The organism is Vibrio penaeicida (genome assembly GCF_019977755.1).
Lineage (GTDB): Bacteria > Pseudomonadota > Gammaproteobacteria > Enterobacterales > Vibrionaceae > Vibrio > Vibrio penaeicida.
The window spans coordinates 2,291,674-2,309,637 of record NZ_AP025145.1 but is presented as its reverse complement, the minus strand read 5'-3'; the positions used below and the strand labels follow the sequence as shown (position 1 = coordinate 2,309,637).

At 45.1% G+C, this 17,964-nt stretch carries 14 protein-coding genes; 9 read left to right on the top strand and 5 right to left on the bottom strand.

Annotated features, from left to right (window positions below; genetic code table 11):
• The first annotated feature begins 160 nt into the window (after positions 1–160).
• The 5 genes from LDO37_RS28555 (at position 161) to yghU (ending at position 10,698) form a co-directional block, all read left to right on the top strand.
• Positions 161–5,617 carry a glutamate synthase-related protein gene (locus LDO37_RS28555; protein ID WP_126607649.1) on the top strand — a complete coding sequence of 1,819 codons (5,457 nt, stop codon included), beginning with the start codon at positions 161–163 and terminating at the stop codon, positions 5,615–5,617.
• Between the two features lie 31 nt (positions 5,618–5,648).
• Positions 5,649–7,409 (top strand): diflavin oxidoreductase, encoded by a 1,761-nt coding sequence (locus tag LDO37_RS28550; RefSeq protein ID WP_126607650.1) that lies wholly within the window; start codon positions 5,649–5,651, stop codon positions 7,407–7,409.
• A gap of 187 nt (positions 7,410–7,596) precedes the next feature.
• Positions 7,597–8,232 carry an alternative oxidase gene (locus LDO37_RS28545; protein ID WP_126607651.1) on the top strand — a complete coding sequence of 212 codons (636 nt, stop codon included), beginning with the start codon at positions 7,597–7,599 and terminating at the stop codon, positions 8,230–8,232.
• Positions 8,233–8,448: 216 nt separating this feature from the next.
• The gene (locus LDO37_RS28540) at positions 8,449–9,318 is read left to right on the top strand and encodes a retropepsin-like aspartic protease (protein WP_126607652.1); all 870 of its coding nucleotides are present in this window, start codon (positions 8,449–8,451) and stop codon (positions 9,316–9,318) included.
• Positions 9,319–9,837: 519 nt separating this feature from the next.
• Positions 9,838–10,698 (top strand): glutathione-dependent disulfide-bond oxidoreductase, encoded by an 861-nt coding sequence (yghU, locus tag LDO37_RS28535; RefSeq protein WP_126607653.1) that lies wholly within the window; start codon positions 9,838–9,840, stop codon positions 10,696–10,698.
• Between the two features lie 105 nt (positions 10,699–10,803).
• Here yghU and LDO37_RS28530 read toward each other — a convergent pair whose 3' ends face one another.
• Positions 10,804–11,463 carry an FMN-dependent NADH-azoreductase gene (locus LDO37_RS28530; protein ID WP_126607654.1) on the bottom strand — a complete coding sequence of 220 codons (660 nt, stop codon included), beginning with the start codon at positions 11,461–11,463 and terminating at the stop codon, positions 10,804–10,806.
• Positions 11,464–11,578: 115 nt separating this feature from the next.
• On the opposite strand from LDO37_RS28530, the gene LDO37_RS28525 reads away from it, so the two are divergent.
• Positions 11,579–12,445, top strand: a complete 867-nt coding sequence (locus LDO37_RS28525) for a LysR family transcriptional regulator (RefSeq protein WP_126607655.1) — start codon at positions 11,579–11,581, stop codon at positions 12,443–12,445.
• 16 nt (positions 12,446–12,461) lie between these two features.
• Here the strand turns inward: LDO37_RS28525 and LDO37_RS28520 are convergent, their stop codons facing one another.
• The 3 genes from LDO37_RS28520 to LDO37_RS28510 form a co-directional block, all read right to left on the bottom strand.
• Positions 12,462–13,718: an SGNH/GDSL hydrolase family protein gene (locus tag LDO37_RS28520; RefSeq protein ID WP_126607656.1), complete on the bottom strand. Its 1,257-nt coding sequence runs from the start codon at positions 13,716–13,718 to the stop codon at positions 12,462–12,464.
• 198 nt (positions 13,719–13,916) lie between these two features.
• Positions 13,917–14,261, bottom strand: a complete 345-nt coding sequence (locus LDO37_RS28515) for a sigma-70 family RNA polymerase sigma factor (protein WP_126607657.1) — start codon at positions 14,259–14,261, stop codon at positions 13,917–13,919.
• A 187-nt stretch (positions 14,262–14,448) separates the two neighbouring features.
• A complete protein-coding gene (locus LDO37_RS28510) occupies positions 14,449–14,754 on the bottom strand; it encodes a DUF6482 family protein (RefSeq protein WP_126607658.1) in 306 nt (101 codons plus the stop codon).
• Between the two features lie 173 nt (positions 14,755–14,927).
• On the opposite strand from LDO37_RS28510, the gene LDO37_RS28505 reads away from it, so the two are divergent.
• Both LDO37_RS28505 and LDO37_RS28500 read left to right on the top strand, forming a co-directional pair.
• The gene (locus LDO37_RS28505) at positions 14,928–15,419 is read left to right on the top strand and encodes a fasciclin domain-containing protein (protein ID WP_126607659.1); all 492 of its coding nucleotides are present in this window, start codon (positions 14,928–14,930) and stop codon (positions 15,417–15,419) included.
• Positions 15,420–15,536: 117 nt separating this feature from the next.
• On the top strand, positions 15,537–16,178 hold the full coding sequence (locus tag LDO37_RS28500; RefSeq protein WP_126607660.1) for a flavin reductase family protein: 642 nt from the start codon (positions 15,537–15,539) through the stop codon (positions 16,176–16,178).
• A 16-nt stretch (positions 16,179–16,194) separates the two neighbouring features.
• Here LDO37_RS28500 and LDO37_RS28495 read toward each other — a convergent pair whose 3' ends face one another.
• A complete protein-coding gene (locus LDO37_RS28495) occupies positions 16,195–17,397 on the bottom strand; it encodes an MFS transporter (RefSeq protein WP_126607661.1) in 1,203 nt (400 codons plus the stop codon).
• 98 nt (positions 17,398–17,495) lie between these two features.
• Between LDO37_RS28495 and soxR the strand changes: the two genes are divergently transcribed.
• Entirely contained in the window at positions 17,496–17,930 is a 435-nt protein-coding gene (soxR, locus tag LDO37_RS28490) for a redox-sensitive transcriptional activator SoxR (RefSeq protein ID WP_126607662.1), read from the top strand.
• Positions 17,931–17,964 lie beyond the last annotated feature (34 nt).

Genomic DNA, 17,964 nt, shown 5'->3' with positions numbered 1-17,964 from the left:
CTTACAGCACTACGCATGATAATTATTATCATTTCTATTTGTGTGAGTTAAACAGGATTGGTTTGCTCACAATACACTGGATAAAGGCTTCGGTACTGTAGCGATACATGCCAAAGGACCTGCAGAGCTAATAGCTGCAAGCAATCAAGGAAATGATCGAATGAATCAGGAATCTCGCTCGCTGTATGATCGCGAGCATGAACACTCAAGCTGTGGGGTGGGTTTCATCACGGATAAAACGGGGGAGCAGACTCATCAGCTTCTTACCCTTGCCCATGAAGCTTTATGCACTATTCCACATCGTGGCGGTATGAATGCCGAGGGTATTGGTGATGGTGCCGGTGTTAACATCGACTTATCCGTGAACTTTTACCGCTTTCTGTTAAACGAACCAACGCTTGAAAAAGGCGAATTTGGTGTAGCAAACTTTTTTTTCCCATTCGACTCTGCACAATTTGAGTCGGCTAAATCGCTTATTCTAGAGACGCTTTACAAGTATTCATTGAAGGTTGAATTGTGGCGCGAAGTGCCCGTTAACCCTGAAGCAGTCAATGAAGCGTCGCAAAAAGTTCAGCAAACCATTCAACAGGTGGTTTTTTTACGAGGCGATAATCAGCCAGACGCACAATCGTTTGAAGACCAGATCAACGCTGCGCTTTCAGAACTTGAATCGATCGGTTTTACCGATTCTGAATTTGAAGGGTTTTACCCACTTTCAATGAGTTCGCGCACTCAGGTGTACAAAGGGCGCTTAAACTCAGGTGAAGTTGTACCTTATTTTGCGGATCTTACGCACCCAGAGCATCACGTTACCACTTTGTTTTTCCATACCCGTTTTTCGACGAATACCGCACCCGCCACCATGATGGCGCAGCCGTTTCGTCGTATGGCGCATAATGGTGAACTTAATACCGATAAGAAAAACCGCCTAAGCGAAGATGCGATAGCGCGTCAGCAACACAAAAAAGTGATTTTCCCTAAGGGGCAATCGGACTCAGCCCGTCTTGACCAAACGTTGGCTAGACGCGTTGTTGAGGATCGTATGGACATCGTAACAGCGGTGTTGGCGATGATGCCGCCTGCTTGGGAAAACGACGAATCGATTTCGCAAGAAGTACGAGACATGCTGGAATACTTCAGTTTGTCCGAAGAAAAAAATGATGGACCTGCCGCACTGATTTTCTCCGATGGAGAGAAAGTGGGGGCGCGTCTAGACCGATTGGGTCTGCGTCCGCTTCGTAGTGTTGAAACCAACCGCTATCTCGCGGTGATGAGTGAATCTGGTCAAATTGATTTTCCACCAGAAGATGTGATTCGTTATGGGCGTATTCAAGCTGGTGGCATGATTTACTTCGATCACTCCACTGGCAATAGCTACGAAACCAAAGAAATTTTAGAAACGCTCGCGAAAGAGCGTAATTACTCGGCATTGTTAGAGTCGGCAAGAATCACGCTGAACGATATTGAACCCGTATCCCTTGACGCGGTTAAAGAAAACAATAATTTCAGTACCTACAGCCGCCACGTTGCTTATTCATTAAACCAAGAGAGCTTCAAATTCTTCCTCGATCCCATGATCGAAAATGGAGCGGAGAAAATCTCTGCCATGGGCTTTGGCTTGGCGCCAAACGTTTTGACCGATGAAGAAGGCGGCATGTCCAAATACTTCAGTCAGCGTTTTGCTCAGGTAACCAACCCGCCTTTGGATTCGCTGCGTGAATCGGATGGTATGACCTTGCGCGTTGCCTTAGGCGCTAAGCCAGGCTTCAGCCCTCAAGATACCGTTCAGCTTGTTTTACAATCACCTGTGTTGCAGCCACAACAGCTGGAGCAAATTCTTGAACAAGATCGCATAGAGGTCGCAACGTTCGATACGCTGTACACTCCGACACTGAATAGCCGTGAAGAAAACGCCAAGCGAGTAGAAGAAGCGATTAACGCGCTTTGTGACCAAATTGAAGAAGCGGCTCGTCGTCGCTGCGGTATTGTTTTGCTCAGCGATAAGAACATCAGCAAAGACAAAGCCGCTCTGCCTGCCATTTTAATGGCTGCCGCTGCCAACCAAAGGTTGATCAAACAAGGTCTGAGATTTGACACCAGCATTGTTTACCTCACAGGGCAGGCGGCAAGTAGCCACGATATAGCCTGCCTTCTTGGGTTTGGCTCATCGGCTGTTTGCCCTATTTCTGTGTTCTATCGTGCTCAAACGTTATCGACCAATCAAACGGTTGAAGCGGGTCTTAAGCATTTCCAAAAAGCAGTCGAAAAATCACTCATGAAGACCATGGGTAAGTTTGGTCTGTGTACTGCTGAAAGTTACATCGGTGGCGAATTTTTCGAATCAAACTTCTTAGATTCCGATTCCGATTGTTTGAAGCATTATTTCCCGAACATCAGCTCGCCTGTGGGTGGGGCAAGGTTTGAAGATCTGGCTTGGAGTTCTGCTAAGTGGCACTTTAAAGCGCTTGCCATCAATGAAGAGAATCAGATTCCACTTCTTGGTTTGTTTAAAGAGCGACAAGATGGCGCGGGTCACAGCTTTGGTAATACAGCGGTTCGCGAATACATCAACATGACTCAAGAGCCTGTCAGTTACGCCGATCAAGCCGAACTGGCAATGGACAAGACCAATCAATTTGCCAGTGAAGACATCGCCTACAAAGACAAGGGTTACGAGAAACGCAGCCCAGAACAGATTGACGAGTTTGACATTACGCCGTCTTATCAAGCGTTCATCGACAACCTGTATCAGGAACGTAGTGCTCGACCTGCGGCACTTCGCGATATCTTGCTGCTGCCACTGGATTTCTCCAAAGCCAACACCGTAGAAGCATTTTCGCATCTTCTCGACCGTTTCCATTTGGATGGCAACGTCAACTATTTGTGGGGCGGCATTTCTATTGAGAGTGTGTCGCGCCAAGACCGTGTGTTTACTTTCTGTTTGGACAACACTGATAACCTCTCGACGTTTGCAGAAGCGATGCAAACCTGTTGGGCAGATCACGTTGAACAATTGTCCCTTCACCAAGACAAAGTGGATGTGGTTCTCGCACCTAAATACGCAGAGTTTATTGGGAAGATTCAAAAAGCGAAATCGCCTATAGAGCTGGACGACGTCGAGCCAGCACATCTCATTACGCCTACCTTTGCATCGGGCGCGATGAGTCACGGTGCACTTAACTCCAATGCTCACATGGCGGTTGCGCAAGGCACCAATATAGCGGGTGCTATGAGTAACTCCGGTGAAGGCGGTGAACACTCTAGCCGTTTCAACAGCATCAAGTCGAGCAAGATCAAGCAGTTTGCATCGGGTCGATTTGGTGTTTGGGTAGGTTACCTTGCCGATCCACAGCTTGAAGAGATAGAAATCAAAATCGCGCAAGGTGCGAAGCCCGGCGAAGGTGGTCAGCTACCATCACCAAAGGTCACCGTAGAAATTGCGGCGGCGCGTGGTGGTACACCGGGTGTGGAATTGGTGAGCCCACCACCACACCATGATACTTACTCGATCGAGGATCTTGGTCAGCTTATTCACGATGCAAAAGCAGCGCGTGTTCGCGTTATCGTTAAGTTGGTGTCATCTGAAGGTATCGGTACGATCGCGGTTGGTGTTGCGAAAGCGGGTGCGGATGTCATCAACGTCGCAGGTAACACTGGTGGTACAGGTGCCGCCGCAGTAACCAGTTTGAAAAATACAGGTCGTGCGGCAGAAATCGGCATTGCAGAAGTGCATCAGTCGCTCAGCGAGAACGGCTTGCGAGACAAAGTGACGCTTCGTTGTTCCAACGCACACCAAACGGGTACGGATGTCATCAAGTCGGCGATTATGGGCGGTGATTCGTTCGAATTCGGTACAACGGCGCTGATGATGCTTAAATGCGTTATGGCGAAGAACTGTAACATCAAGTGCCCAGCGGGCCTGACAACGAACCCTGAGCTCTATCAGGGCGATCCACGAGCACTAGCGCAGTATTTCCTAAACGTTGCGCATGAAGTTCGCGAGATTCTGGCAAGCTTGGGCTATAGCAGCCTGCGTGATATCCGCGGTAAGACAGAACTTCTGCATCTTGCGAATCACCACAGCATTGTTGGTCGATTGGATGTGACAGGGCTTCTTCGCGAAGTGGAACACGTTAGAGTGCCTCGCCCTGTTTACTTGGAAGCAGACTTCACGCCAGATGACGCATACATCGAAAAACTGCTCAGTGAGTACTTCAATTCAGAGCTTCTGAACATTGAATTAGCTGGAACAAAACTCAACAACCGAAACAAATCGACGGGTGGTCAGCTTTCAATCGATATTGAGCGTGCGTTGAACTATGAAAATGTTGGAGAAAAGCACCCAGCCGTCTTCACAGCTGGCAATGGTCGTCGTTACCTTGATGCTGAATCCATTGTAGTTCGCACACACGGCAGCGCGGGTCAGAGCTACGGTGCGTTCAACAACTCCGGTTTGGTGATGGAACATGTCGGCACATGTAATGATGGTGTTGGTAAGGGTTCCAGTGGCGGTCATATTGTGGTTCGCTCTCCGGGCGGAAACGACATGTCGGCTGGCAATAATGTGCTTATCGGTAACTTTGCCTTGTTTGGTGCAACAGGTGGTCAAGCCTTTATTCAAGGCGAAGCGGGCGACCGATTTGCCGTGCGTAACTCCGGAGCGATTGCTGTTGTAGAAGGCGTTGGTGACTTTTGTTGTGAATACATGACAAATGGTTCCGTTATTAACCTTGGCGAATACGGTAAAGGTTTTGGTAACGGTATGTCTGGTGGCCTTGCTTATCAATACGATGTTGATGGTGCGTTTGCGCAGCGTTGCAGCAAAGATTCCGTCTTAGCCCTACCACTCATCGAGCACGATGAAGGCTACGAAGAAGCATTGAAATGGCACTTAGAGCAGCACGTTCGATTTACTCAATCTGAAAAAGCGCAAGCCATTTTGGACGACTGGGCGACAAGCCGAACGTTGTTCACGTTGGTGCTTCCACTTGCATTAACGCAGAGTCAGCATCCTGAGAGCATTCTTGAGACCAATTCACGTAAGAAAATGCTGGAAGAATTGATCCAAGGAGAGGCGAATCGCTTAATTGAGCAAGTGCATTTTGCTTATGAAGGAAATGAAGCCTTGTCACGTGGTTTCAGCCCACAGTATGGCGATATGGATACGCCATTGATTTGTGATTTATTGACGCAAAGCGGTGTGCTTCACCGAGCGCATCAATTGGTAAAAGGTCAGTTTGAAGGTGAAGTAGAGCAGTCTCGTGCAGTGAAACGCTTATTCGAGCTGCGTGACAAAAAACTGCTGGATGCGTTGCTCAAAGATATCAAGGAAGCCATATCGAACTATCGCGATGACGAATTGGCTGTATTACTGGCGGCTAAACGAGTGCGAGACTACAAAACGTCTTTGGCACGTCGTGACGTCTGGGATACCCATTCGCGTGGTACTTCAGTCTGGATATTGGCGCGAGAGAAAGACATAAGCAAACAAATGGTAGAGATCGAAGCGGTGTCATTACGTACAGCGACGCTTTACTGCCACGTTTTTGCCGATGTAATTCGAGACGATATTGAAGAACAAAAAGCTCAGCAAGTTTTAGAAGCCCAAACTGCCTAGGGAAGGCACCGATTTCAAAGTAGGAAGAAAAATGAAAGTACCTTATTTGCCTCAAGACATTCCGTTTAACGACGATCAGAAGACCTGGTTGGCGGGCTTCTTTTCTGGATTACACTCACGCCTGTTGGTTAAAGAAGAGTCCGTAGTACACGCGGAATCCAAGCCTCAGGTTAAAGCTCTGACGATTCTATATGGTTCTCAAACTGGTAACGCAGAAGCCGTTGCTTACGATACGGCAGAAAAAGCCAAAGAATATGGCATGACGGCCACGGTATACGACATGGATGACGTCGATGCACAAATCTTCGTTAAATCTTCTCGTATCCTGATTGTGACCAGTACTTATGGTGAGGGTGAAATGCCCGATAATGCCGAGTCACTCTGGCAAACCATGTCTGATGAACATGCGCCTAAATTGGATGGCACCTTCTTCTCAATATTGGCGCTGGGCGACACCAGTTACGATGAGTTCTGCCTCGCAGGTAAACTTTGGGATGAGCGCCTTGAAGAACTTGGCGCAACGCGTGTTACGACTCGTGTTGATTGTGACATCGATTTTGAACAACCTGCTGAAGAGTGGATGATTGCCACTCTGCCGGGTATCGCAGACAAAGGTGATGACGGTGAAGCTACCGTTGCTCAAGGGGGCAGCGCCCCAAAGGCTAAGTCGAAGTACAGCCGTAAACAACCACTGCAAGCAACGCTGAAACACAAGCGTGTGCTGAACAAAGAAGGTTCCAGCAAAGAAATCGTACATTACGAAATCTCGTTGGAAGGGAGCGGTGAGTTCTATAAGGCTGGTGACGCCCTAAATGTAATCTCTCAAAACCAGCCTGAACTGGTTCAAGCGTTCCTAGAGCATTTCCAGTTTAGTGGAGATGAAAAGCCGTCGTGGAATGGCGACAACTTCAGTTTACGTGAGATCTTTACCTCGCATTTGGATATTCGAACTCCGTCGAAAGAGTTTGTTAAAGCCTTGGCTGAAAGTGCCAGCGACCATAAATTGATCGCTTTAATTGGAAACGAAGACAGCAAAGGCTTGAACGACTTCCTTTGGGGGAAAGACATTCTTGATTTGTTGCGCCAATATCCAAGCGTGACGTTATCGCTGGCAGAAATTTTATCGCTGCTTAAGCCTATTGCACCGCGCGCTTACTCTATTTCATCGAGCTTGAACAAGCACGCAGACGAAGTGCACCTAACCATTGGTAGTGTGCGATACCAAAATGGCGAGCGTGACTACAACGGCACATGTTCCACATGGTTAGCAGACTTAGTGGAAGAAGGTGATGTAGTACCTTGCTACTTCGCTCCTAACAAGAACTTCGCTGTGCCTGAAGACGACAAAGCGCCAATGATCATGGTGGGTCCGGGAACGGGTATTGCGCCTTTCCGAGCTTTCCTTGAAGAGCGTGAGGTTCAAGCTTCTCCAGGCGACAACTGGCTGATCTTTGGTGATAGAAACGGTTCAACAGACTTTATCTATCAAGAAGAGCTAGAAGCTCTTCAAAGTAAGGGAGTGCTCACTAAGCTAGATTTGGCATTCTCGCGTGACCAAGCAGAAAAAATCTATGTGCAAGATAAAATGCGTGAAAGTGGTGCTGACTTGTATGAGTGGCTAGAACGCGGTGGTTATTTCTTCGTGTGTGGCGACGCTTATTACATGGCAAAAGATGTAGATAAAGCGCTGCACGAAGTCATAGAAGTTCACGGTAACAAGTCTAAAGAAGAAGCAGAAGCTTACGTTAACCAGCTTAAAAAGCAGAAACGCTACGTGCGCGACGTGTATTAAGTTTTTCTAAGCTTAAATGTCATTCAAAGCCATGGTTCGCCATGGCTTTTTTATTCCTATGACCTTTCTTTGTGTCCCTTTATTCCTAAATGGGATTATAAAAATAGTTTAAAGATCTAAAGTATATTGAAGCTTTTATTTTAAAGGTGTATTTTAAATGCATCTTTAAAATAAAGAGGTAAAGCTCATGTCAGACTTCAAATTAACGCATCGCTCTGCGAGCAAACTTTCTGAACGTGTCGCGTATCGCATTACGCAATTCCTAAAATTTACCCTCAATTTTTTCTACGGAAAGAAATACGCGAAGCGAGCCGTGATTTTAGAGACCATCGCCGCGGTACCCGGTATGGTTGCGGGTATGTTTAACCACATGAAAGCCCTAAGGCGAATGAAAGACGACGAAGGCTGGATCCGAGAATTGCTGGATGAAGCTGAAAATGAGCGTATGCACCTGATGATTTTTTTGGATATTGCGAAACCCAGCCGGGTTGAACGAGCGTTAGTGTTGCTTGGTCAGGGCACATTCATTGTCGTTTACAGCTTGATTTACCTGCTTTCATCTAAGATTGCGCATCGAGTGGTCGGGTATTTTGAGGAAGAAGCGTGTAAAAGTTATACCGAGTATCTGGGTAAAATTGATGATGGTGAAGTCGAGAATGTGCCAGCACCGAAAATCGCTATTGATTACTACCAATTACCTAGCGATGCGATGCTTCGAGACGTGATTTTGCAGATTCGTAATGACGAAGCCAAACACCGCGATCGCAACCATTCATTCGCTGATGCTTATGAAAAACAAGATTTACCTGCACACCAGAACTGATTAACCAAAGCATAAGTATTTTGCGGCTTTGTTCAAATAGATCAGCAGCTTCGGCTGTTGGTCTTCATAATTTAGACTGCGTATGAAGCTTGTCTCATTTTACAAAGACTTTAGGTTGGTAAGTTTGAGTAGAGGATCTTAAAGCTTAGTATGGCGCACTTTATGGATTTATCGCCAACAATGAATCCGGTTTGCTTTGTTTAAGGTCTCTCACCGATGTATTTCATCTACCGTCTTTCTGCCTGTTTCCCAATCTTCATGTGTTTATTTCTTTTCAGCGCACCTTCTTATTCTGAGGAGTGCCATTCTTTCAATACACCGATTTCTTTCACTCCTAAAGGTATGCCAGTGGTGACGCTGGAGATCGGTGAACAAGAGATAGATTTCCTTTTGGATACGGGATCAAGCGCGGGGTTACATTTACCCAAGTCAATGATGATTAACCTAAAGGGAACAACGGAGTTGCCCGAAAAACGCAAAAGCATGAATGTTGCAGGTAAAGAGCTCAGCAATTCTGTTTATCGCTTAAAAACGCTGAAATTAGGATGCATTGAATTTGAAGACCTCGAAGTGGTCGCACTCCAATCGTGGGGAGTATCTGTGGGAGAAGGAAAAACAGAAACGGATGAGTTACCTGTGATGGGGCTAGGATTGTTTTCTGGGAAAACAGTACAAATCAGCTTTCAAGACAAAGAGCTGTCTATTGTAAATTCAGACCAATTGGTATCCAAACAATGGCCAGCTCTTGGTGTGTACAAAGAAGGGATTGGTGCCGCTGTTGAGACTAAAAATCAGCTCTACACATTGGTACTGGATACTGGGGCATCAAACACCGTGTTTGTTCGCAACAAAGTGAATCCGAAGGAATCGTTAGAAGCGTGCCGCTACAACTTAGGAAACATTCCTTGCCAATTTCTCAAGGAGCCACTGACCACGTATGGATATCCTTTTACCAGCAAGGCGCTACTGTTTCCTATTGACTCGCGATTCCAGCTGGATGGTTTACTTGGTGCCGATTTTTTTCATCAATTTGATGTACAAATTGATTTTGACAACCATAAAATCCTCATGAAACCTGTTAACTAATAAATAGGGGGAGTTTCTTTTAACTGAGTACGATGCAAGAAAAGTTAAATAAATGAATACTTACTCAGATTTCGCATCCACTACCAAAACTATTGCCCATGTACTGTCGTGCGAAACTCCTTATCCGTTCTAATATCTCTAGCATCGTCTTCAATAATAAAAGTTTACCAAGCGTGTTTGCAGGGGAGCGTCTAGTCTTGAGGAGTAATTGACGTTTTTCAGCGTAATTAAGCGGCTCGATGCGGAAATTCTTCAAACCTACGGATGTGCTTGTTTCATCGAGATTATTTGCTCGTCAGTGCTCAAAATAGCTAAGTGCTTTTCGGGGTTAAGTGCATACTTTAAAGGTTGAGTTAATGAGTTAGCTTTATTCTAAACAATGAGTTATAAATAACCGATCGTTCTAATAAAAATATCCGATAGGGGTTTTAACTGAGAAAAAAGACCTAATGTATGTTGTAGGGTCTGCTGATCTCAGGCTCAGATAAATCCCCCTCCTCACACAGATAAGGAATTGAGATGGCAAACGAATATACACCACCAAAAGTTTGGACGATGGAAGATGAAAATGGCGGTCAGTGGGCAAGCATTAACAGACCAGATTCAGGTGCGCGACATGAACAAGAACTGCCAGTCGGTAAGCACCCGCTACAGCTTTACTCCATGGGCACCCCAAATGGGCAGAAAGTCACCATAATGTTGGAAGAACTTTTGGCACTTGGTGTAACCGAAGCGGAATACGATGCGTATTTAATCAAAATAGGCGATGGAGACCAGTTTGGTTCAGGGTTCGTTGATGTTAACCCTAACTCGAAAATCCCAGCGCTGGTGGATCGCTCTGGCAGTGAGCCTGTGAATGTATTTGAATCGGGCGGTATTTTGCTTTACTTGGCAGAGAAGTTTGGGCAGCTATTACCTAAAGATGCAAAATCTCGCACAGAAACGTTGAATTGGCTTTTCTGGCTTCAAGGGTCGGCACCATACTTAGGCGGTGGCTTTGGGCATTTCTATGCCTACGCGCCAGAGAAATTTGAGTACCCAATCAATCGTTTTTCTATGGAAGCTAAACGCCAGCTTGATGTCTTGGATAAGCGCCTTGCGAATCACAAATACTTAGGTGGCGATGAATACAGTATCGCGGATATTGCGACGTGGCCTTGGTATGGCAATCTTGTGCTTGGTGTTCTCTATGATGCCGCTGAGTTTTTAGATGTAGAGAGCTACCCTAACCTTGTACGCTGGGCAAAAGACATTTCTCAACGTCCTGCCGTGCAACGCGGTCGAATGGTTAACCGCGCTTGGGGAGAAGAATGGGAGCAAGTACCAGAACGTCACTCAGCTGCCGATATCGATGAAGTGTTGGCGAAAAAGCCGTCTTGATCCGCTAAGTCACCTACCTGAGCACCTTTACCATTAGGTAGCTTGGATAGACAAAAACCCTTTCATTATTGGAAGGGTTTTTTATTTCTAGCCGTTTTTTACGCTTTATTTTTGAGCGGCAACTCTAGCCGCAAGCTGTTTCGCTTCTTTCTTGGCTCCTTCAAACGAAAGGCTGTGGCGTTCATCTCCAAATTCTTGATACTCGCTGGTGATCTCGTGGAATTGACTGGCTCCCAGATAAGGGCTTAATAATTTGATGTGCTTCCCTAGATGATTCATATGGTGCTTTTGCCCTCCTTCGGCAAAGCCCGATTCACCGCTGGAGGTACAAAGCACAACGGTCTTTCCAGACAATATGGGCTCGATAGGGTTCTCACCTCGTTCTAAATCAAATGAGAAAGTTTTATTCACCCTTATGACTTGATCAAACCATGCTTTTAGAACCGCGGGCATACCGTAGTTGTACATGGGAGACGATATAACAATTACGTCGGCTTGCTCAACTTCTTCTATCAATTCATTGGATGTTTCCAACGCTGGGTGTTCCTCTTTCCCCGCTTGTTTTGCAAAGCTTTGAGCGATCCATTCTACATCTATAAATGGTGGCGGATTCGTTGATAAATCTCGGTATATCAGATTATTATGGCTTCGGTCATTGAACTCAGAAACAAAGTGATGCGCTATTTGGCGAGAAAGCGACTGGTGTGCTTGCTTGTCTGGAGAATAAGGTCTCGGGCTTGAATCAATGTGAAGAAGTGTTGCCATGATGATGTCCTGCTTAATTAGGAAGTAAGCTTATTCTTAAATGTCAGAGAGTTTTTGACAAACGAGAAAAGACTACTTATAGATGAGAAATTATTACTTATAGAGTTGGAGTGATATGGCGAATATCCCATCTTTGAATCATTTAAGAGCGTTTTCCTTAGCTGCCCAGTATGGAAGCTTTAAACATGCCGCGACCGTACTGAACGTAACGCCAACGGCTATTTCTCATCAGATTAGAAGCCTAGAAGCTCAACTGAACGTGACGCTTTTCGAACGCAAGGTTCGGGCGGTAACGTTGACGGAAGAAGGGAAGAAATTGGCACAAACAACGAAGAATGTGTTTACCCAATTAGAAGACACCATCTCAGATATTCAGGCACCAATAAATCGAGTCACTATTTCGTGCTGTACATCATTTGCCGCATTATGGTTAGCCCCAAAACTGCCAGAACTGTATGCCAAGCGTTCAGATTTGGAAGTGGAAATATGCGCCAGTGACAGGCTGGTGGATTTTAGCAATGAGCGCCGCATTGATATTGCGGTGCGTTATGGTTTGCCAGAAACGATGGAAGAAGGAGAAGTACTTCTTGGGGCTGAGCGATTAGGGTGTTATGTGCCAGCAAACTTTGATGATCGAGCTAAAAATATGCCCAAAACCCTGTTTGTGACGGAGTGGGAGGACGAATCCTACATACCTAATGTGCCGTGGCAGAAATATTTTGTGAAATCAGACTTAGTGACTCACAAATTTAATCAGGAGCAATACGTATTACAGGCGGCACTTGCAGGTCAGGGCGTAGCATTAGTGAGTGATGTATTGAGCGAAGTCGCAAGAAAGCAGCAATGGCTAAAACAAAGAACCGATTTACCTTCTTTTGAAGGGTACAGCTATTACCTCAGGGTTTCCCCGTTCAGCAAAGACAAGCACGTGGTGAGGTATTGTGTGGATTGGTTGCAAAAGCAATTTAAGGAGCGAGGGTAGCCTCGCTCCAATAGCATCAAAAATTCATACTTGTTTCTTCAAGTATTCTTTTCGCTAAATATTTGTGAATGGCGGTTGTTGGGTGAGTGACATCCCAAAAAACGTATTTATCCGATCCAATGGCGGCGCAGTCGTTCGTAATATCATGCCCATACAAGTAATCGGCAGCAGAGCTACGCGTTAAGTTCAAGCAAGGTTCGTTTGTGTTCACGAACCCATGTTGCTGTGGGTTGGCGAGTACATCTTCAAACAATTGGTAGCCATCAAACAACGTAATGTTAACCCCTTGGGTTTGATAATAAGCCGCCCGCTCTTCAATGAAACCGTTGAATTCAAGAATTTTCTTGCGGATCGTATTGATGTTTTCTTGAGTGCTGTATTGAAATTGTGGCGCTTTTGTCGCATCAGGTAGAGTCAGCAGTAAAATGTTCTTTGCCCCTGAAGCGGCGAGCTTATTCATCGCTGAATCAAAATCTGATTTTACTTCCGAGACTTCACGCCCGTAATTCATAAAGTCGTTCAAGCCGAATTCCAGAGTGAATAACGTGTTCTGGATTTTGTAGTTTTTGGCTTCTTCCATGTAGGTAAGGAATGAGTCGACTTGCGCCTTCACTCCTTTTATCAGTAGGTACTGATCCGATCCCGCAGCCCCACCAACCGACCAGTTGTACATTGGTAATTTCTGAGATTTGGCAAGATATTCAGCCCAAATAAAGCCGTTTGAAAAATGCCCCAAATACCAAGAATCTCGGCTCGGAAATGTCCATTCAGATTCGTTAAAAATATTACCAGTGTCCGATAGGCTATCACCAAGAACCACCACTTTATTAATGGTATTCGGCTGCATCACATGATCATTGGTCCAGATAGTGTGGTTGTAGGAAAGGTCGTTATCGGAGGCATAAAACATGATATCGGCATTGCTATAACTCACTCCGAGTGTGCGTTCACAATGCTGATGAATGGTTTCTTGTGGCATGTCGGTATAGAACATATTTCGTTTACCAAACGCAGACCACCAATAGCCATCCAGTTCAAGATAGCTGCCATTTTCATTTTTTGCCCACTCCCAAGCGGTGCCAACGTCTTCTTCCGCATGACTGGTTCGATACCAACAGCGTACATAAGTTGGTCTTTCTCGCTCAAAAATGAAAGAAACAGGCGCAGAAGAAAGTACGGAATTGGGTATTGCAGTTACGTCTAAGTCCAGCAGTGATGTGAATGGTTGCATTGCACTAAAACTGGTTATAACGGGTAATAGATAACTGAGCATAAGCATTAACTCCCTTATTAAATTGAGTTAGTGTTTTTACTCTAAATTGTGATGGTGAATTGGAACGAATCTCTATACGTTAAAAAGTTGAATACAAATGCTGGCGAAATTTGGGCTAAAAGACGCATTTTCAATTCTAATCTTTAACATAAGCGCTGGCGCTTTTTCTAAGTGATACCACTGGGGTTATGATGTTAATTATTCAATAGAATGTGCATACTCAACAATGACTTGGTTACCTTCAATGTAGGTTTTTTTGATCTCTCCATCGACGGTGATGCGACTTTTCAGATAGATAATCTGGCTGGGGTTATTGTTGTTTTTTAGTGAAGGGATAACCGATTTAGGATCGACGTGTAATTGACTGCAAAACTGTTCAACAAAAGCCGGCTCTAACCGTGCACTTCCTCTTAAAAGCTCGGAAAAATCGATTTGGCTTATCCCAAGTCGTTTCGTGATTTCCATTTGAGTCATACGCATTTTGGCTTTTTGCGACATCCAGATTTGATAAAGTGCTTCGCGGTCTTGTTGAGTAAACTCCATAGCCATTCCTGATTGATTTATTGGTTTTAAAGTACGATGAACAGAAGTGCGAAGAAGTTTGCCGTGCTGATGGGGGGATTTGTCAAAACAGAGTTAGAAATTGTCAGTTCAATTTTCTAGGTTGTTATATCGTGACTTTTTGCCAAGGTAAAACAGGGTGCCACACGCTCCCTTATGGCTCACTGGCTTAGTAAAGCTTGTTGTCGCCTAACGGCACTTCCAATGCATTACTGATGGGTTTATCTGGTCCTCCAACCATTTCGTCGTAAGCGCTTTCTTGGCGCATTACTCGTTCAATGGCGTTAATATTTCGGCAACGCTTTTGAATCTCTATGAACGACCAAGCTCTTACTAACTGCCCATCTTGCTCGGTGAGAAACCACTCTTCGCCGTCAATCACAACAGAGACTTGATAGAGTGACATGTCCAAAGAGTGGATCACCAATTTATCGATATGAAAATATTTTTTGGCTTTGTTTAACGTCATTTTCATAGAAACTCACCTTCCATAGAACTCTCCAATACAGCTTAAGTACGCAACAAATTTATCTTCGGTTCACTCTCAAATATTCGCAAAATTTCTTGTGATCCCATTTGAAAATCCAGCCGTAGTTACTGCAACCAGCTATTTGCTGGAACCGTTGATCAAAAACTGAGGACAAAACTATGTTCAAAAAAATTCTGCTTGTTGCCGCTGTAGCTCTTACTTCTTTTTCATTCATGACCAACGCGGGTCATCATGGCGAGAAGAAAGATATCGTTGATGTTGCTGTAAGTAACGGGTCATTCAACACGCTTGTAGCCGCTGTAAAAGCGGGTGGATTGGTGGATACATTGAAGGGGAATGGTCCGTTCACTGTATTTGCTCCGACCGATGCGGCGTTTGCAAAATTGCCTGAAGGCACCGTCGACATGCTTCTAAAACCAGAAAATAAAGACAAGCTAGTTGCTGTTCTCACCTACCACGTTGTTCCAGGAAAAGTGATGGCGTCAGATGTGGTTAAGCTATCAGGCGCGTCAACCGTGCAAGGACAAGATGTATCGATCAAGACAATGGGAGACAAAGTCATGATTGATAACGCGAACGTTGTACTGGCAGACGTCAAAGCGAGTAACGGCGTTATTCATGTGATTGATTCTGTGATTTTGCCTAAGTAATTAAGTCCATAAATAACCAATACCCAAAAATTAAAAAACAAGTGTTATGCAGTGCTTGCCGAGCAAAAGTAACCCAAGATACTAGGCCCGCAGGCACTGCTTTTTACAGGACATGAAATGAACAAAAGCTGTTACACGCAAAAGAACATCAGAGAGATGGAAGACAGATATCGAGCTCGGTTTGTTAACTCTTTATCGGGGTATAAGAGCGCTAACTTGATAGGTACGACAGACGACAAAGGTCAACACAATCTGTCTATCGTGAGCTCCGTTTTTCACCTTGGAGCCAATCCACCTTTAATGGGTTTTATTATCCGCCCTCATAGTGTCGAAAGGCATACGCTAGAGAATATTCTGGTTAGCCAGCAATACACTATCAATTCCGTATGCCAATCGATTTTCAAATCAGCCCACCAAACGTCTGCTCGTTACAAAAAAGAAGAATCCGAGTTCGAGAAGGTTGGGCTTACTCCTATTCTAGGAAGTGAAATACGCGCCCCCTATGTAAAAGAAAGCCCTATCCAAATTGGCTTATCGTTAAGAGAACACACGACGTTGAGCGTGAACAACACTGAATTGATCATTGGTGAGATCCAAGAGATAAGAGTTCAAGATGACGCGTTAAACACAGACGGTTCAATTGATGTAGATTCGCTAGAGCTGGTTGCAGTTTCGGGGCTAGACAGCTATCACATTGGAACCCGACTTGCGCGATTGAGCTACGCAAAGCCGGATTCTGATCTAATGGAGCTTGAGTGATGGGTATACTGTAATATCAATTCACCTGACTTGCCGGTTCTAAGTTAATGTTGCTGCTTTTGTTTAACAATGTCATGAGTATGGCGGCAGCGATAACAATGACTGCAGCAATGACAAATCCATAACGAGTTATCTCATGGTGACTAAGGTACGCGATTAATACGTAACTCAGTGATTGAGCCAGTGTTGAAAACAGCGCTAACCCACCGTCTACCCGACCACGTTCAGACACCTTTACGCTATGGTGCATCCAGTTGGTTCTCGCAATTCGGTTAAGCGCATTAAAGAACCCAAAGCCTAATGTAAATGCCATCAAATAGGCTGGGTGTTGATAGATAGACATTCCGACTAACATAAAGGCAACCACAAACATGGAATACTTCATAATATTTTGGTGGGACGGTTTCGCCAAAATTTTACTGACCAACAAACCTGTAATTAACGAGCCTAAACCAAAGCTGATGTTGTAACCAGCAAGCCACTCTCCAGAAATACCCGCCTCAGAAAACCAAATAGGGACAAGTTTTCCCAAAAACGTCAGTATTGGGTAAGACAAGCAAGACAACAGAATGAAGGCATAGAAACGCGGTGCTTTGGCAAATATGCTTTTGCTCTCTTTTAACTGGGCAAAGAAAGGTACTGCTTGGGTTTTTCTTAGCTTTCTGCGATACGGGGTAAGCAGGTAAGCGATAGAGGCAATCCCAGACGAGATTGCAGCAAACAAAGCGAATTCCCACATACTCCACATTTCTAACAGAACCACACCCAGCGCACCTGCACCCAAAGTTGTGCCCTGCATGACCACTTCTTGGTAGCCAGAAATAGACGCATATTCATGCGAATCGTAGTTTTCTTGAGTGAAGGCATTGTTGGTTGACCACGCTAAGTTGCTAGAAACCCATATAACCAACTGAGCCCCGGCGAGCAACCAATGCGATCCTGCATCGAGTGAATACGCGACAACCACAATTGCGGCGGTAAGGGCTTGTATAACTTGATTGATCACCAATAATTTTTTTCGAGAATGGCGATCAATCAAAGTAGAAAAGAAAGGTGTCGCGACAAAAGAGACGGCAGTACATAAGAGTGCGACCATGGCAACGAACGTACCCATATTGGGCTGAGATAAAATGACCCATGGTAATGCCATCATAAAAAGCCCAGATGAAATACCATCAAAAAAGCGGCCAACTAAGTAGGGAAAGGTTTTGTTTTTCATTCTTTTTCCTCCGTGAATTCTTTAGGTCTGCGTGCTACTCTAAAACCTCAAGTTAAGTTGAGGTAAAGGTCTTTTTTGATCTTTTTGGTAGGTGGCATATGGACATAGGCATTGGCGAAGTAGCGAAACGGGCTGGGGTGAAAGTCTCGGCTATTCACTTCTATGAGCAAAAAGGGTTGATATCCAGTTGGAGGAACGCTGGAAATCAGAGGCGCTTTCATCGCAGTGTGCTACGCAGAATTGCTGTTATCAAAGCAGCCCAGCAAGTGGGGCTGTCGCTAGAAGAAATCGCCCAAGCTTTGTCACACTTGCCCAAACACCAAGCACCAAACAAAAAAGAATGGGATACACTAGCCAGCCGTTGGCACACGATGTTAGAAGACAGAATCCGCCGCTTGCAGGCGCTTCAGAATGACTTGGGTGGGTGCATTGGCTGCGGTTGTTTGTCTTTAGAAAATTGCGCTCTTCGTAATCCTCAAGACCAGTACGGCGAAGAACACAAAGGGGAAAACTGGCTTGGTCACTCGAGTTAATAGCTTAGACTAAAATCAGTTCTTCGCTGCCTTT

Excerpts from the sequence above, each read along its gene's own strand:
- LDO37_RS28525 (WP_126607655.1), top strand. The coding sequence starts at position 11,579 with ATGGCGAATATCCCATCTTTGAATCATTTAAGAGCGTTTTCCTTAGCT.
- yghU (WP_126607653.1), top strand. The coding sequence starts at position 9,838 with ATGGCAAACGAATATACACCACCAAAAGTTTGGACGATGGAAGATGAA.
- LDO37_RS28515 (WP_126607657.1), bottom strand. The coding sequence starts at position 14,261 with ATGGAGTTTACTCAACAAGACCGCGAAGCACTTTATCAAATCTGGATG.
- LDO37_RS28530 (WP_126607654.1), bottom strand. The coding sequence starts at position 11,463 with ATGGCAACACTTCTTCACATTGATTCAAGCCCGAGACCTTATTCTCCA.
- LDO37_RS28510 (WP_126607658.1), bottom strand. The coding sequence starts at position 14,754 with ATGAAAATGACGTTAAACAAAGCCAAAAAATATTTTCATATCGATAAA.
- LDO37_RS28545 (WP_126607651.1), top strand. The coding sequence starts at position 7,597 with ATGTCAGACTTCAAATTAACGCATCGCTCTGCGAGCAAACTTTCTGAA.
- LDO37_RS28495 (WP_126607661.1), bottom strand. The coding sequence starts at position 17,397 with ATGAAAAACAAAACCTTTCCCTACTTAGTTGGCCGCTTTTTTGATGGT.
- LDO37_RS28540 (WP_126607652.1), top strand. The coding sequence starts at position 8,449 with ATGTATTTCATCTACCGTCTTTCTGCCTGTTTCCCAATCTTCATGTGT.
- LDO37_RS28520 (WP_126607656.1), bottom strand. The coding sequence starts at position 13,718 with ATGCTCAGTTATCTATTACCCGTTATAACCAGTTTTAGTGCAATGCAA.
- soxR (WP_126607662.1), top strand. The coding sequence starts at position 17,496 with ATGGACATAGGCATTGGCGAAGTAGCGAAACGGGCTGGGGTGAAAGTC.
- LDO37_RS28550 (WP_126607650.1), top strand. The coding sequence starts at position 5,649 with ATGAAAGTACCTTATTTGCCTCAAGACATTCCGTTTAACGACGATCAG.
- LDO37_RS28505 (WP_126607659.1), top strand. The coding sequence starts at position 14,928 with ATGTTCAAAAAAATTCTGCTTGTTGCCGCTGTAGCTCTTACTTCTTTT.
- LDO37_RS28555 (WP_126607649.1), top strand. The coding sequence starts at position 161 with ATGAATCAGGAATCTCGCTCGCTGTATGATCGCGAGCATGAACACTCA.
- LDO37_RS28500 (WP_126607660.1), top strand. The coding sequence starts at position 15,537 with ATGAACAAAAGCTGTTACACGCAAAAGAACATCAGAGAGATGGAAGAC.